Annotated in this window: 15 protein-coding genes, 1 pseudogene and 2 riboswitches; of the genes and pseudogenes, 2 read left to right on the top strand and 14 right to left on the bottom strand. The window is 41.4% G+C overall.

Going from position 1 to position 15326, the window contains the following annotated elements:
• Positions 1-382: 382 nt before the first annotated feature.
• Complete coding sequence (locus tag M5V91_RS03920) at positions 383-1252, bottom strand: 5'-methylthioadenosine/S-adenosylhomocysteine nucleosidase (RefSeq protein ID WP_009333680.1); 870 nt, start codon at positions 1250-1252, stop codon at positions 383-385.
• A 129-nt stretch (positions 1253-1381) separates the two neighbouring features.
• A riboswitch (purine riboswitch) is annotated at positions 1382-1485 on the bottom strand.
• A 139-nt stretch (positions 1486-1624) separates the two neighbouring features.
• Positions 1625-2977 (bottom strand): branched-chain amino acid transport system II carrier protein, encoded by a 1353-nt coding sequence (gene brnQ, locus M5V91_RS03915; RefSeq protein ID WP_251267114.1) that lies wholly within the window; start codon positions 2975-2977, stop codon positions 1625-1627.
• A 294-nt stretch (positions 2978-3271) separates the two neighbouring features.
• Between brnQ and M5V91_RS03910 the strand changes: the two genes are divergently transcribed.
• Positions 3272-3931: a GntR family transcriptional regulator gene (locus tag M5V91_RS03910; protein WP_009333678.1), complete on the top strand. Its 660-nt coding sequence runs from the start codon at positions 3272-3274 to the stop codon at positions 3929-3931.
• A 44-nt stretch (positions 3932-3975) separates the two neighbouring features.
• On the opposite strand, the pseudogene clpP reads toward M5V91_RS03910, so the two are convergent.
• From clpP to M5V91_RS03870, 8 genes and pseudogenes are all read right to left on the bottom strand, one after another.
• Positions 3976-4556: pseudogene (clpP, locus tag M5V91_RS03905) on the bottom strand (ATP-dependent Clp endopeptidase proteolytic subunit ClpP).
• A 26-nt stretch (positions 4557-4582) separates the two neighbouring features.
• A complete protein-coding gene (locus M5V91_RS03900; protein ID WP_019382677.1) occupies positions 4583-5257 on the bottom strand; it encodes a sigma-70 family RNA polymerase sigma factor in 675 nt (224 codons plus the stop codon).
• A 192-nt stretch (positions 5258-5449) separates the two neighbouring features.
• A complete protein-coding gene (locus tag M5V91_RS03895; protein WP_019382676.1) occupies positions 5450-6649 on the bottom strand; it encodes a phosphoglycerate dehydrogenase in 1200 nt (399 codons plus the stop codon).
• A gap of 67 nt (positions 6650-6716) precedes the next feature.
• A riboswitch (ZMP/ZTP riboswitch) is annotated at positions 6717-6795 on the bottom strand.
• 283 nt (positions 6796-7078) lie between these two features.
• The gene (locus M5V91_RS03890) at positions 7079-7792 is read right to left on the bottom strand and encodes a polymer-forming cytoskeletal protein (RefSeq protein ID WP_009333674.1); all 714 of its coding nucleotides are present in this window, start codon (positions 7790-7792) and stop codon (positions 7079-7081) included.
• A 19-nt stretch (positions 7793-7811) separates the two neighbouring features.
• A complete protein-coding gene (locus tag M5V91_RS03885) occupies positions 7812-8435 on the bottom strand; it encodes a YhbD family protein (protein ID WP_217032104.1) in 624 nt (207 codons plus the stop codon).
• 199 nt (positions 8436-8634) lie between these two features.
• Positions 8635-9393, bottom strand: a complete 759-nt coding sequence (locus M5V91_RS03880) for a GNAT family N-acetyltransferase (protein ID WP_251267115.1) — start codon at positions 9391-9393, stop codon at positions 8635-8637.
• 426 nt (positions 9394-9819) lie between these two features.
• Positions 9820-10311: a tetratricopeptide repeat protein gene (locus M5V91_RS03875; RefSeq protein WP_019382672.1), complete on the bottom strand. Its 492-nt coding sequence runs from the start codon at positions 10309-10311 to the stop codon at positions 9820-9822.
• Positions 10312-10417: 106 nt separating this feature from the next.
• Entirely contained in the window at positions 10418-10756 is a 339-nt protein-coding gene (locus M5V91_RS03870; RefSeq protein WP_019382671.1) for a YolD-like family protein, read from the bottom strand.
• A gap of 141 nt (positions 10757-10897) precedes the next feature.
• Here M5V91_RS03870 and M5V91_RS03865 point away from each other — a divergent pair, with 141 nt between their 5' ends.
• Positions 10898-13078: an FUSC family protein gene (locus M5V91_RS03865; protein ID WP_251267116.1), complete on the top strand. Its 2181-nt coding sequence runs from the start codon at positions 10898-10900 to the stop codon at positions 13076-13078.
• 131 nt (positions 13079-13209) lie between these two features.
• Here M5V91_RS03865 and M5V91_RS03860 read toward each other — a convergent pair whose 3' ends face one another.
• The 4 genes from M5V91_RS03860 to M5V91_RS03845 all read right to left on the bottom strand — a co-directional run bounded on the left by M5V91_RS03860 (position 13210) and on the right by M5V91_RS03845 (position 15322).
• Positions 13210-13479, bottom strand: coding sequence for a DUF1450 domain-containing protein (locus M5V91_RS03860; RefSeq protein WP_251174946.1), 270 nt, complete (start codon positions 13477-13479; stop codon positions 13210-13212).
• Positions 13480-13515: 36 nt separating this feature from the next.
• Positions 13516-13716, bottom strand: coding sequence for a 2OG-Fe(II) oxygenase (locus tag M5V91_RS03855; RefSeq protein WP_284522240.1), 201 nt, complete (start codon positions 13714-13716; stop codon positions 13516-13518).
• A gap of 1 nt (position 13717) precedes the next feature.
• A complete protein-coding gene (locus tag M5V91_RS03850) occupies positions 13718-14365 on the bottom strand; it encodes a prolyl 4-hydroxylase family protein (RefSeq protein WP_284521726.1) in 648 nt (215 codons plus the stop codon).
• Positions 14366-14890: 525 nt separating this feature from the next.
• Positions 14891-15322 carry a MarR family winged helix-turn-helix transcriptional regulator gene (locus M5V91_RS03845; protein ID WP_071155725.1) on the bottom strand — a complete coding sequence of 144 codons (432 nt, stop codon included), beginning with the start codon at positions 15320-15322 and terminating at the stop codon, positions 14891-14893.
• Between the last annotated feature and the right edge of the window lie 4 nt (positions 15323-15326).

Here is a 15326-nt window from a genome sequence, read left to right as displayed (position 1 = left end):
CCGAAGGGGGCCGTGTTCGGACTCATTCCCTCGGATTCTTGCTTCTTCTGTCCGAAGGGGGCCGTGTTCGGACTCATTCTCTCGGATTCTTGCTTCTTCTGTCCGAAGGTGCTCCGACTTCGGACTCATTCTCTCGGATTCTTGCTTCTTCTGTCCGAAGGTGCTCCGACTTCGGACTCAACTCCTCGGAATTATCCTTATCCTGTCCGAAGGGGGCCGTGTTCGGACTCATTCCCTCGGGTTCTTGCTTCTTCTGTCCGAAGGTGCCTCGACTTCGGACTCAATTCCTCGGATTCTTGCTTAATTCTGTCCGAAGTGCTCCGACTTCGGACTCAATTCCTCGGATTCGTCCTTCTCCTGTCCTAATAAGTAAATAGCCAATTTACTTTCCTTTTATCTCTGAAATATACTGTTTTACGACTTCATATACGTAATCCTGGTTTGCAGCAGCAGTGTTGGGGTCGTATTGGCCTCCGTTTGTTTTGTTATTAGAAAGAATACGAATTCCCAGGAATGGAACATCGTATGCTCCGGCAATCTGCGCTGCTGCTGCGCCTTCCATTTCTTCAACCGATGTTCCGTAGTTTTCATGAAACCATTTGATGCGGTCAACTTCATTATTCCATAGGTCCGCTGAACCGATTGTCCCCTCGACTACTTTGCCCTTCTTGTGCTTATCTTTTACTGCTTTGGCAGCAGCAAGAAGGTCTTCATTTCCCTCATAATAACGAATCTTTTCTGCATCAGGGTCTTCACCGGCACTTCCCTCAGAAGCCATCAGGTCCATCGGGATCCAATTGGTTGGTTCAATCCCTTCCCCTTCTTCCAAATGACCAGTCTTCAATGATCCGATATTGACTGTTCTTTCTCCTAAAACGATATCATACACATTCAGGCTTGGGTCATGGCCGCCTGAAGTCCCCTGATTGATGATTGCGGCTGGATCATACTTTTCGATGGCGATTGCTGTGGCAGCCGCCGTATTTTCCATGCCTTTTCCGGTTTTAGCAACGATGACTGGGTACTTGTCCAGCTTTCCTTTATAAAAAACAAAGTTCCCTGATTTTTCTACTTTAACTTTATCTAATCGCTCAGCAAACTTTTCGGCCTCGATCGGCATTGGCCCTTGGATAAGAATTGGCTTTTGGGCACCTTCAGCCTCGGTTTCTAATTTTGCAGCCGAAGAGCATCCTGCAAGCATTGCTGCAGACAGTGCTGCAATCGCAGCGAGTGAAGCTAATTTCTTTTTCATTGTACGTTCTCCCCTTTTCTTGTTGTCTGATACACCCGAAGTTCTAACCATAGAAAAAGGCCTGTAAAAGCAGAATGATATCTACCTTCCAGACCATAGAGTTAAAGCAGCTGACATAAAGAATGCAGCCTTTTCTATACTTTAACCCGTAGTCCGGTTCTTTCATTGGGAACCAGGTAGAAACACTCAGACCATATTACCGAGCATATACGAGTGATGAAATTTGTAAGATTACAATGACAATATAACAAATAGCACGTGGGTTTTCAACTAAAATACGAACATTTAGTTCATATTAACTATTTAATATTCGTAATTCCACTATATTCATCCATAAAAAAACCTCCAGTATAAAACTGGAGGCTGTGATCATTATGCTGCTTTTTTTGCTTCAGCCGAAGGTGATTGGCTGTCATTCTTTATGGCAGAAGCAACGAGACCGATCAGACCGCCCGCGATAGCAGGGACAATCCATCCTAACCCAACATCATATAAAGGAAGGATCGCACCGAATAGGTCATTGATTGGCGCAAACGAAATGCCTGCTGCATTCAAACCATCAAACAAACTTACCACAAATGTGAAAAGCATGCTTCCCTGATAAACTTCTTTCTTGCCTTTAAAGATTGGGTGCAGGAAAGTAAGAGCCATCAATGCAATAGCCAATGGATAGATTCCCACCAAGACAGGCACGGAAATGGCGATAAGCTGGCTTAAGCCAAAGTTGGCAAAAACTGCGCTGAATAAAGATAAAACAATCACGAACATTTTGTAAGAAACTCTTGGCATCAGTTTATTGAAGTATGAAGAACAAGCTGTAATTAAACCGATGCTGGTTGTCAAACATGCTCCAAAAACAATGACACTTAATAGCAGCGCACCAAATGAGCCAAAGTAATGGGAAGATGCACCAGATAGAACCGCACCGCCATTATCCAATGTTCCTAGACCGCTGACACTTGAAGCCCCAATAAAGGAAAGCGATGTATAAATGACTGCTAATAGACCAGAAGCAATCACACCTGCTTTCGCAATGGATAACATGATATCCTTTTTAGTTACTGCGCCTTTTTCCTTCACAGCATTTACAACGATAATACCGAATACAAATGCTGCCAGTGCATCCATTGTCAGATAGCCTTCCTGGAACCCTTTAAAGAAGGCACCATTCATATAAGCTTCAGTCGGAGCCTGGAATGCACCCATTGGATTGAAAAATGCAGCACCGATTAAAACCGCGATTACAATTAGAAGAATTGGTGTTAAATATTTCCCCACGATATCAACAATCTTTGAAGAATTTAAAGAGAAAAATGCGGTAATTCCAAAGAAAATAACTGAACATACGATTAAGCCGATTGAACCGCTTCCTTCGGATAGATATGGCTTAATTCCAATTTCGTAAGACACTGTAGCTGTTCTCGGAATGGCAAAAAGCGGACCAATTGATAAGTACAGGGCCACTGTGAAGGCTAGTCCGAACAATGGATTGACGCGGCTCGCCAGTGATTGCAGATCACTTTTTCCCGAGAAGCCCAATGCCAGTATACCAAGAAGAGGCAAACCTACACCTGTGATGATGAAGCCAGCGTTCGCTGACCATACATTCGTTCCTGCCGATTGGCCAAGCATCGCAGGGAAAATTAAGTTTCCTGCCCCAAAAAACAAGGCAAAGAGCATAAAACCAACTGTTACAATATATGAGAATGGTATTTTGCTTGTCATTTCAATTCCTCCTATTAATCTGTCTGTCTTAAAAGATTTACTTATTTTGTTAAATTTAAATTTTCCGAAAAATTATTGCGCTGTAACATTATTATTTTTGTACGCTAGTAATATATTGCATAACTCAAGATAACATATCCAAAATACTTATGCAATATATCGCACAAAACTTTTTGTCGAATCATGCGATATATTGAATTTTTCAAGATACTTCTATATACTAAATTTATAATCTATTGGAAATAACTATAATTTCACAGATATATTGCATGAAATGAAAAGGTGGTTACAGCTATGCCGATACCCTCCAATTATTCATCACCTACCCGTGTGTCAGCCAAGGATCGCGCCTTCTCCCAAATCCAGGAGTGGATCATTGACGGCACACTCCAGCCGAAAGAAAAATTGAATGATGCCGATCTAGCAAAAGCATTAGGCGTCAGCCGAACTCCCATCAGGGAAGCTCTTCAGCTGCTGAATGTTCAGGGGTTCGTCGAAATGTTTCCCGGAGTTGGAACGCAGGTCACTTCAGTTAATCCTGAGGATATTAGTAAAATCCTGCCCCCTTTAGGCGTATTGCAGGCACTTGCTGCAGAATTGGCTGCTCCTGTTATCAGCCAGGAAACGATTAATATACTCAGGGATATTAATCATAAATTCGCTAAAGCTCTAATTGCAGGAGATACCTTCACAGCTTTGAAGCAGGACGAGAAGTTTCATAATATTATTATAGATCTTGCTCAGAATCCTTATATCTCGAATACAGCTTCCATGCTTCAGGCTCATGTCATGCGGCTTTACTACAATAAAACAATTATTTTGAAAGAACGTTCAATAGAAGAACATGAAGATATATTAAAAGCTTTTGAACAAAAAGACAGAGAAAAAGCCGGACACATTGCACGCGTCAACTGGCTTCGGGCAATTGATGAGTACTACTCCGAGGAAAAATGATCAAACTGAAAAAAGCAGCCTTCATCGGCTGCTTTTTCTTTTTTCTAGCTTTTATAGATAATTTCATCGATAATCCCGTATTCCTTTGCTTCTTCGGCAGTCATGAAATAATCGCGGTCCGTGTCCCGTGCTACTTTTTCTATAGGCTGGCCAGTTCGTTCAGCAATAATTCCATTAATATGCTCCCTAAGCTTTATGATCCGTTTTGCAGATATCTCGATTTCGGTCGCCTGGCCTCTTGCTCCGCCAAGAGGCTGATGAATCATGATTTCACTGTTCGGAAGGCTGTAGCGTTTTCCTTTTTTCCTGCCAGAAGAAGCATCGCACCAAATGATGCGGCCATTCCTGTACAAATCGTTCTCACATCAGGCTTTATATATTGAATCGTGTCAAAGATGGCAAACCCTGCGGTTGTCGAACCGCCTGGACTATTAATATAAAGGGAGATATCCTTTTCAGGAGATTCAGCTGCAAGAAATAGCAGCTGGGCAATCACACTATTGGCAACCACATCATTAATCTCTTCTCCTATCATGATAATCCTGTCTTTCAACAGCCGTGAATAAATATCATAAGAACGTTCTCCCTTGCTGGACTGCTCAATGACATATGGTATTGCTGTCACCTGTATCCCTCCTGTTCATTGCGGATCTATGCCGCCATACAGAGAGTATTAGAAGAAGATGGAACGCGCAGTACAGGCTTCTGGGCATGACTTTCAAGGGATCGCAGAAAAGGTATGGTTTTTATCAGGATGGACGGGTCTTCCGCTGCCACTGATTGCTGCAGCAGCTGAAATAACTTTTCTTCTTCCTCATTTGCAAAAGAATCCTCAGCCTCATCTTCCACTGGGTGCTGAAGCTGCTTCCGTGCACGGTTCAGCGAGGACTTCACTGCAAACTCAGTGGTCCGAAGTATATCAGCAATCTCTTTTGTTTGATATTGAAACCCTTCCTTCAGCGTGAAAACAACAGCCTGCTTTAATGTCAGCCTATTGAGGAGATGGGTGATTGCTTCTGTGCCATCAGGGCTGAACTCCTTCATTTCCCGTTCCGGCGCCTCTTGAAGCTTTTCCCGCTTTCTGTTTCTAAGAGTGTCAATCCAGCAATTATAGACAATCTTCTTTAAAAGAGCCTGATTAATTTTCTCAGGCGAATAGCTTCTATAAGCGCGGATGATTGCCTCATGGGCCAGATCGTCCCCGTCCCAGCGGTTCTGTGCAAGAAACCGGCTATAACGCTGCAGTGAAGGATAGATATCTGCAATACAGCTTTCCTTCTGCTTTATGGAATCCCTTGATTCAGCCTGAACTTTCCCTTGCTTCATAAACCTGTTCACTCCTTTAATACATCTCTGCTTCTATAACGGAATAAGAGAACAAAAAGATACGGGTGATTAATATTTTTTATCAGTTTATTCTAAGGATAGCTGATTTTATACTTGTCATATACCTTTTTTGATTCATTCCTTCGTGCAGTTAAAAAAAGCCCCAATCCCTGCGGAATTGAGGCTGTATTTTTATATAATTCGTGACTTGATAATGCCTTCAATTTGATTAATCTGTTCAAGCAGTCCAGGGATGACATCACCATTAACTTTATTATCGATATCGATCATGGTATACGCATATTCACCGCGGCTGCGGTTCACCATGTCCGCAATATTCAGCTGGTAGCTTGAAATAGCAAGTGTGATTTGGCCGACCATATTAGGAATGTTTTTATGAAAAGCAGTGACACGCCGCTTGCCTGTGTAAGGAAGAGCAGCATTTGGGAAGTTAACTGAGTTTTTGACATTGCCTGTTTCAAGGAAGTGCTTCACCTGTCGTGCTGCCATGACAGCGCAGTTTTCCTCAGATTCTTTTGTTGAAGCGCCAAGGTGCGGAATTGCCACTGCGTTTTTCATTTTCAGGATATTTTCATTTGGGAAATCTGTAATATACTTGCCCACTTTTCCGCTTTCAAGGGCGGCTGCCATATCTGATTCATTCACAAGCTCCCCGCGTGAGAAATTCAGAATATGAACACCATTCTTCATCATGCTGAATGTATCTTCATTGAACATTTCCCTTGTATCATCGGTTAATGGAACATGTACAGTGATATAGTCAGATTCTGCAAACACCTGCTCAATGGTCATGGCGCGCTGAACATTGCGGGATAAGTTCCAGGCAGTGTCAACCGAAATGAATGGGTCAAAGCCTACGACATCCATATCAAGTTCAAGTGCATCATTGGCCACAAGGGCCCCGATTGCCCCCAATCCGATCACACCGAGAGTTTTCCCCTTAATTTCTTTTCCGACAAATTGCTTTTTCCCTGCTTCTACAAGCTTAGGAATCTGGTCTCCTTCATCTTTCAGCGTTTTGGTCCAGGAGATGCCGGCAAAGAGATTGCGGGATGAAGCCATTAAGGAAGTAAGCACCATTTCTTTTACTGCATTCGCATTGGCACCAGGTGTATTAAAAACAACAATGCCCTGTTCAGTGCATTTCTCAACCGGAATATTATTCACACCCGCGCCTGCACGGGCAATTGCTTTTAATCGATCACCCAATTCCATTGAATGCATATTAAAGCTCCGAAGGACTATCGCATCCGGATTGCCGCTTTCATTATCGATTGTAAATTGATCCTTGTTAAACACCTCAAGACCGCTTGGCGCAATCGCATTCAGCGTTTTAATCGTCTTCACTCTGTCTAAAGTCATGGTACTCACTGGATTCTCCCCTTTTCAACTAACTTTGTCAGATTTTAAAACAGAAAGAGGCAAGGGTAGAATCCCTTACCTCTGCCCAGGCGAACGGCTTCGACACTATGTGCTCCCTCGCGGTGATCCGCGTTTCGCCAGTTACACATAGCCTTTTCAGTTTTTTAAATCTTATCAAAGTCTTCTGAAAACTTCAACCCTTTAAAGCGCTTACATTACTAAAATTATTTTTTATTTTTTCTACAGTATATTTTTCTTATTTTGTACACTATGCTTTTCGAAGTTAGTTATTAGGATAACATTTTCATTTCTGCAATGTACGCAAATAATTTCTGTTATCCAGTCATAAAAACAGCTTATAACATTTTATCTGTAAATAAAATTTGACTATCCGAAAGAAAATGTAAAAAACTGCTTCCCTGCACCTCTCTCCTTTTATCAGATTTTGCGAAGTTCTTTAACTTCCGCTTCTGCTGCACATTCATAAACACCAGAGTATTCCACAAGTCCGATCTCGCAATTTTTGCCGATTTTTACATTTTTCCCTCTTACGACAAGAGCTGCTGTGCCTTCGAGTTCGATGTCATCCCCTTCAATTAAATCCGCCTCCAGTTTCAAGGGAAAAATGGATTTGATTAATTTTAATAGGGTTTCTCTATGCTGTGTCACTTTAATTTTTCTGCCGCCGATTTCTTTCGCTTTACTGTCTCCAAAAAGCTTAATATCAATAGTTTCAGCGTTCAGTAAACCATCTACTGAAAATGTCCCTTCAGCACGGAAGACCTCCGCTTCACAGTCCCCTTCAATAGTTACTTTCCCATTCACAGCGATTACTTCGCATTTTACAGAGCCTCCGATAGTGGATCTTCCGGCGACTTCAAGGTTTTGACAGCTGACAGCTTCAGAAATGACGGCAGAGCCATTGATAACAAGGGATTCAGCTTTAACAGCTCCATGGATCTTTGCTGCACCACTGATCTTTCCCTTTTCAGTTTTTATGTTTCCAAGGACAGTGCCCGTCCCGTTACAATGAAATCTCTCGCATTCAATATCACTGTTTACCGTTCCCTTTCCATTTAATTCAACCTTCTGATATGTACCTCCATTAGACGATCCCACTCCATTAATTATTAAGTTCCCTAGTGTTTTCATATTCACAGCAAAATTCCCCCTATACCAATTTGGATTTTAATTCCTCTGCACAATGTTCTAACGATAAAGTGGCGGCCACTTTTGTTCCTTTTTCAAGCAGGACTTGTTCCCCGTTAACCGAAATCAGGCAGCTGGACATTCCAAGTTTGCGAATAAAGCAGATAACAGCTTTTGGCTGCTGCAGGATACTTTGATGATCACTCAATAACTGAAGAAGCATTTTCCCTTCCTCGATATGGATATCTCCGGATTCAAGCAGGATGGAAAGGATATAAAGCTTCAAAATCTCATGGTAATTGAATTCGTTAAGCTCTCCCTGTGTCTCGAGAAAGATATTCATAACCGGTTCAGAAGCTATCCCTTTAGCAATCAGGCTTTCCTTTGTCAGCTTCAGATTCGAAGCATTCAAGGAAAACAAATCTGCCAGCTCATCCAGTGAAAGGCTATCCTTCATCTTTTGTATTTTATCGACTCGCTCCAGAATTTTCTCTTTTGGGAAAAATGTCTCCTGCCCTGTAAAAGTTGATTTTCTGACAAACCAATCCTCCGGTATCAGGCTTTTCCTTTTCCACCGATAAAGCTGCCCATAAGAAATTCCAGTTAAATCAAGGACTTCTTTTTTTGAAATTAATTCATCGCTCAATTCCAGGTCTCCTTTCCGATGGTATGATTGTAACATAACACTGTTACGTTAAGAATATTGTATTATTCATTTTTTTCCGAGGTTTTTCGACAAAATCCCGATTTTACACCATGAAATCAATCCAGGATGAACTCCCCTTTATAAAACAGTGTTCTATTTAAACAAAAAGACCTGGCTCTCTATAGAACCAGGCTTCTCTTCATTCGTATATTTTTAATAGGTTATACTGCTTTCCAAGATACTGATAATTTTGCCTGCGGTACATTTCCTTTGGAGTATCTTCTCCATCTGCAATAAGTATGATGGTTTTATCCTGAAACTGATCCATCACGCATTTCTGCAGGCGCCTGCCGATGCCCTTTTTCTGAAAATCCTCATGGACCATCAATCCATCAATTTCAGCTGTGTATTCCTTGATAATTACATCTACTGATCCGGCAGCTTTCCCTTTATAATATGCAATGAACTGCTTAATCCTTTCATCGTTAAAATTCCTTAAATGCTGACCTTTCTTTTTCTCGGCATAATTAATCCCGTAAACCGAATCCTGCTCATGCTGAAATTCCAGATAATCATTCCATGTTTCATCCGTAACATTTTCGACAGTAATTTCATCCTTTTCCTGAACATCAGGAAAATCAGCTGGATGAATCGCAAATAATTCTAAATAACCAACCGTAAAATCAACATCCTTCTCAAAGCTGGCCAGAAGTTCTCCGGTAAGCTCCTCGTCATCAGGAAAATAAAATCTTACATGCTTTTGGCCATATTTTTGATGAAAAGTTCTTAAATATTGATGTGCCTCCTCAAACTCTTGAACAGAAGGCATTCTTTTAAAAGCAATAAAGTTGCTGTCATACTGAAGGAGCATGTCAGGGTTATGGTTGTGAATAAAAAGTTCATTTTCCAGTACTGTGTGTCCCGGTTTATGGATATTATTAAAAGTGATTTTTTCCATCGGCTTCTCCTAATATAGCAAACACTTTAGTTTTGCAAAAATTTATATTCTTTATCTGTAATAAGCAGATCATGGCAGCGTATTAATTATTCTTTAATTCAAAGGGTACTGCTGTTATCATAAGCACACAGGAAATTCCGGCCATGTTGAGAAATAACCTTGGAAACCTTCTTTTCATACTCTTCCACTTATCAAATTGGAGGAAACTACGGTCATTTTCCGCTTTTGGCACCTGCAGATATATAAGAGACTCCATTTTGAAGATAGCAGTCTCTTTCATCGAATGGATAAAGGATACGGCCGCCGTCTGACCTTTTAAGATCATCTATTATAGCAATTAACCATTCATTAAAATTACCTCTAATAAATCAGAGATGTTTGAATTATTCTCCGCCGTCATATCATGTATTTTGGGAAATCCTTTTTCTAATCTTTATCAAATATTTCATCAAGTTTGTCTGCATAAAAAGTAATTGCTTTTTTATATTGCAAAACTTCCGGGTCATCAGAAGTTTCGGCCACACACTTTAGGAGCATCTCCATTGCCTCGCTGTGCTGGCCTAAATTATGGAGCGTCATGGAATAAAACACCTGGATTGCACGATTAGCCGGAAACTGGGAGATTCCTTTCTCGAACACCATCTTTGATTTTTCATATTCCCCAAGAGTCCGGTATGTGCTCCCAAGACCCAAAATGGCACCTGGCAGATCAGATTCAGGCAGCCCAAGTTCGATCGCTTTTTCATAATGAGAAACAGCTTTCGATTCCTCCCCTAGAACGTCAAAACTCCAGGCACAATGATAATGAATCACTGGGTTTAGGGGATACTCTTCAGCCAATTTCACAAGCAGAAGGCTGGAATCTTTGTATTTCCCGAGATTGCGAAGTACAATCGCTTTTTCTAAGTCCGTGCTCATATGTACCTCCGATCACCGCTTTCTTTCTATTATATCTAAAAATTGCAAATAATGGGTATGGTAAAGCTTTAACTTTTCTGCAAAAATTGAATTATGTCTCGCTGCACTATTCTTTCACTTCAACCGAAGCTATTTCATCAAACATGACCTTCTCAAGAAACCCATCTTCCAATTCCAGATAAATTTTTCTGCCGATGCCGTCCAGCCTGTTTACCCTCCCTGTATATTCGTGGAATAATCCCTCCCGCCAGACTTTTACTATTAGAAAGAAGGCATATTCCATTGCATAGTGAATTTTGTTTTCATAGTCCTCCAATTCATATTCATCTATAAGCGGCTTGTCCTGTGCCATTTGTTCAGTTTCCAATTTTCTTAGCATCGCCCGGTGTTCCGGCATGAAGTGGGCTGGCTGCCATTTTATTTTCCCTCTGTCTTTTAGCGGCATAGTAAATCCCTCCATTCTTATTATAGAACATTTGTTCTGTTTTTAAACCTGTAAAGCACAAAATCTCAAGCTGGTTCATTTGGATAATAAAAGTACGAGTGGTAAAATAATCTTTAACTCTCTGAAAAGATTGGTGAAACAATGAAGCAGTTTCCTATAAAACACCGGTGGCTCGGACGTTTGCTGGCATCCGATCCCGGGCTTATCCGATTTCAAAAAGCAGGACGGGCCACTTTAAGTTTAATGGCTTCAGTCTTTACGACTTTGTTCATCATGCAATTGGCTGGTGCTGATGCCGCTCTCACTCCGGCGATAGTGTCCGGAATGGCAGGCATGCTTGGCATCATGATTGTCATGGATGACTCCAAAAAAGGTAAAATGCTCACAACTGGCCTGCTTGGACTTTCAGCCATGGCAGGGGTATCGAGCGGTTCCCTATTGGCGGGAAGCACGGTCTTTATCGATATTGCAATGGTTCTGTTAATCTTCTTAAGCTTTTATTTGACCCGCTTTGGAGTGCGGTATTTTTCTCTATGCATGATTGCATTCATGACACTTTATTTCGCGTCTATTTTAAAACTATCAGGCAGTCAGCTTCCATCCTTCTACTTCGGCATTTGGATTGGGATCGCGTATGCTTTCCTGTTCAATTTCATCCTTTTTCAGGACACCGCGAAAAACCTGAAAAGAAGCATTCGCTCCTTTCATTTCCAAAGTAATTTTACGTTCAATCTCTTAATTGAGGGGATGCAAGCCAAGGAAATGACTCCTCAGCAGCGGGAGGAATTGGGGAGAAACGTGCTGAAGCTCAGGGATTATGCTGTCATGGTTTCGGAGTATATAAATGATGAAGATGTTCAAAAATTATGGCCTGGGCTGACCTCTACTCAGCTGAGGTTATATATATTTGATGCAGGTATGCTGATTGAAACACTGACAGACTCAATTAGAAGCTTAAAAAAAGCAAATGCCCTTGAAATTGATGAGCTGAGAAAACTCCTGGTTTGGGTAACCCGTTCTCTTCGCGATGCTGAAGTTCTTGCCCAACAATATGAAGAACAAAATCTGCGTGAAGCAGAGCTTGCTGTTCAGGCCCTCCGCCTGCTTATTATTGATTTGTTCAGCCGGGAAGACAAACCTGCAGGATGGCTGTTTCTGATCAGGCGGATCGAGTCCATTGCGAACCATGTCATCGAGGGCGGCATAACCATACAGCAGGCACTTCATAAAATGAAAGACAATGAGATTAAATTATCTGAAGAGGCAGCTGAAGGCGACACTGAAGATGAACCATCTGAAGAAGATAAGGGCATCAAACCTTCCACCAAAAAAGCTTTTCAGGCATTGACTGCTGCAATCATTTCCATCATTGCCGGCCAGATTCTTTCGCCTGACCAGCCTTATTGGGTTCTTTTAACAGCTTTTATTGTTTTGCTCGGTACCGAATCGATCGGGCGCATTTATACGAAAGGTTTTCAGCGGTCGGTTGGAACAATTATTGGAGCAGTAATTGGATTTACACTTGCAAGAGTGGTCAGCGGCCATTCCGTCCTGGAAATAACGCTGATTTTTGCAGCGGTTTTTTTCGCCTTTTATTTGTTTGAGGTCTCCTATACGTTAATGAGCATGTTTATAACGATGCTGGTTGCTTTTATGTATGACCTTTTACTTGGAGGAATTACATTTTCCCTTATCAGTGCAAGGGTAATCGATACAATTGCCGGTGCCGGCATTGCATTCGGAGTTTCCTTATTTATTTTCCCAAAGAAAACGAAGGAAAAAGTGGCGGATACCTTAAATGACTACTTACAAGAACTGAAACCGTATGTCACTGAGTATGTGAGAAGCTTCCGGGAAGATGTGAACGTTAAGGAGCTTTCAGGCAAAGGCTTCTTATTGGATCAAAAACTTAAAACCATAAACGTTGAAGCACAATCTCTGATAAAAAAACCCGGATCCCCGCGCCATGCTGACGTTAACAGATGGATTACACTATTTTCAGCCATCAACTATTATGCAAGACACCTTGTGGCTTCCTCCTACCGAAAAGGATTCGACTATCCCGATGAGCTGGTCGATGTTTTCATAAGGATTGAAGAAAAGCTTGAATTAAATATTGAGACATTAATGGATTTGATTAAAGATAGCGGAGACGGCATGCTTGTGTATAGTCTTGAAAATGAAAGGGAACAAATTGAACGATTGGCACCAGCAAGGCAGCAATCCCAGCGTGATTTGATTCATCACCTTTATTTCGTCTGGAGAATCAATAAAGCGATTATGGAATTGGCAGAAGATCTTGGTGCAGGGAAGGAGCAATAATCCTCCTTCTCTTTTATATGAATAGGGAGATGCTATTTCAGGATCAATACTAGATTAATTTGCACATTCACATTCTCAATGTACATCAAAAAAAGAGTATGAAAAAAGGAATCGGATTGCTCCGATTCCTTTTATTTCTTTACTTCTTCTTTCAATTTTATCAATAATTCATCCGAACTCTCCGCTGCAATCAGCTTCCCGTCCACCAGGGCATAAGGTGATTGCCTGCATTCTTTGCATCTGCTCTGGCATTCGTATTCTTTATAGTTAATATTCTTCTGGCTCAGAAATTGATTAAATGCAGCCAAACTCTCTTCTTTTAAAAATTCATCCAGATTCCGCTGACAAAATTCAATCGAAGCCGTTTTTTGCTTTGAGAATAGTTTGTTGATGAGTTTCACCTGATCAAACTTCCTTCTGATTATTCTTTAAAAACTCTAATGGCAATATATATTGCTTTCCCTAATCCATTTGGTAGCAGCCCATTTTTCTCCCTTTCTTACAGGCACACTGCTATGGACTGACAATCGGTCCAGCTGACCCTGAGCATTGCCATAATGGAAGTAAATGGCCGCTCCCTTTTTGGGAACAAATGAAAGTCCAGCTTTAGAAAAGACCGTTTCACCGCCATCCTCCACATCATTCAAATAGATGAGGAACGTTCCAACCCTCTGTCCGCCTTTGCTGGCATCCGCCATGTGGGGGAAAGAAATCAAAGTGAGGCTTATATTCTTCACCCAATCCATAGTTTAAGATCTGAAGGCCTTCACCATTTTCTGCAGGATAACCGGTCAATTCAGCAATCCTCGTTTCGATTCTTTCGACCAGTTCATTTTCTTTAAGCCGGAAAGCCATGCTCTTGCTTGTCCTTCCTGAACCCGCCCGTTCTTCTCCAGAACCCCTATCCACCACCAGGGATGGCTGCAGCCGGCTCCTTGAAAGACTGATAAGCTCATCACATTCTTCTGAGCTGAGCACCTGATCCAAATGGAGCACAAATGGCTTTTCATTTCTGGAAAGCACTTTTACGTCCTTATCACTCGTATGAAGGATATTCCCCTTCCTGCCTATTTTGGGGACTTCATAAGTATATCGAATCTGCTGCCCTTCTGTCGTCTTAATTGCTTCATTTCCAACAATTTTAAATAAAGTCTCATATGCAAACCGGTTATCGAAACCCTTCTTAATCAAAGCGTTCGCAAGCGCAATCGGACTCACATCACTTTTTAGCGCACCCACAATCCAATCCTTTAGTTCATCTGATATCTGCATAATCTTCGTCATCATCTTCCCCCTGTATGACTCAATGAAAACATCCGTTAGCCAGATATAGAAATATATGTATTTTATTATACTATTATTAATGAATGAACTGAATCGATTTACCTGGTAACTCAGATAGTTCAAATTTGCATATAAACTGATTCTCTTTAGAGTGCCGTTTTAAATTCTTATAGATTCATGGCAACAGTTTTCTCGGCGCTGCTCCCATTTTCGGCTTCATCACTGCCTCATGGCGACCGTTTTCTTACCGCTGCTCTCTTTTTCGGCTTCATGACTGCCTCATGGCGATCGTTTTCTTCTCGCTCCACGACTTTTCGGCTTCATGAAGCTTTCATGGCGACTGTTTTCTTCTCGCTTCACGACTTTTCGGCTTCATGAAGCTTTCATGGCGACTGTTTTCTTCTCGCTTCACGACTTTTCGGGTTCATGGAGCCTTCATGGCGACTGTTTCTCAGCGCTGTTCTCATTTTGGGCTTCATGACCTTCACAAAAAAACAGGATAGAAGCATCCCACTCTATCCTGCACCGCTAATTACCCTCCATATTTCTTCTCATTTTCATTAAAACATCGTCAACAATTCTCAGCTCTTCCTTCGTAATACCCGATGTGACGATTGAGTGAAACTCCTCTGTGATGGGATATACATGTTCACTGAGATTTTTGCCGTTTTTGGTTAGATAAACATTCAGAGATCTGCTGTCCTCTTTATTCATGCTTTTTTTGATAAAGCCTTTCTTTTCAAGACTGCTCAGCATTCTGGCAATGTTAGATTTATCTTTATCCAGCCGCCTGGCGATTTCATTTTGGCTTAATCCGTCTTCTTCCCAGAGAAGCATTAGAATCAGGTTCTGCTCCGGGGCAATATTTAAGTGGGCTAATTTAGTCTTAATATAGCTTGTTAAGGTCAGGTCTATTTGATGGATCTTAATGCTTATATAGTCATTAAATCTGGTTTTCATTTAA

This window comes from Cytobacillus pseudoceanisediminis, from assembly GCF_023516215.1.
GTDB classification, from domain to species: Bacteria; Bacillota; Bacilli; order Bacillales; family Cytobacillaceae; genus Cytobacillus; species Cytobacillus pseudoceanisediminis.
The sequence above is the reverse complement of the archived record's forward strand: the minus strand, read 5'-3'. Positions and strand labels throughout refer to the sequence as shown.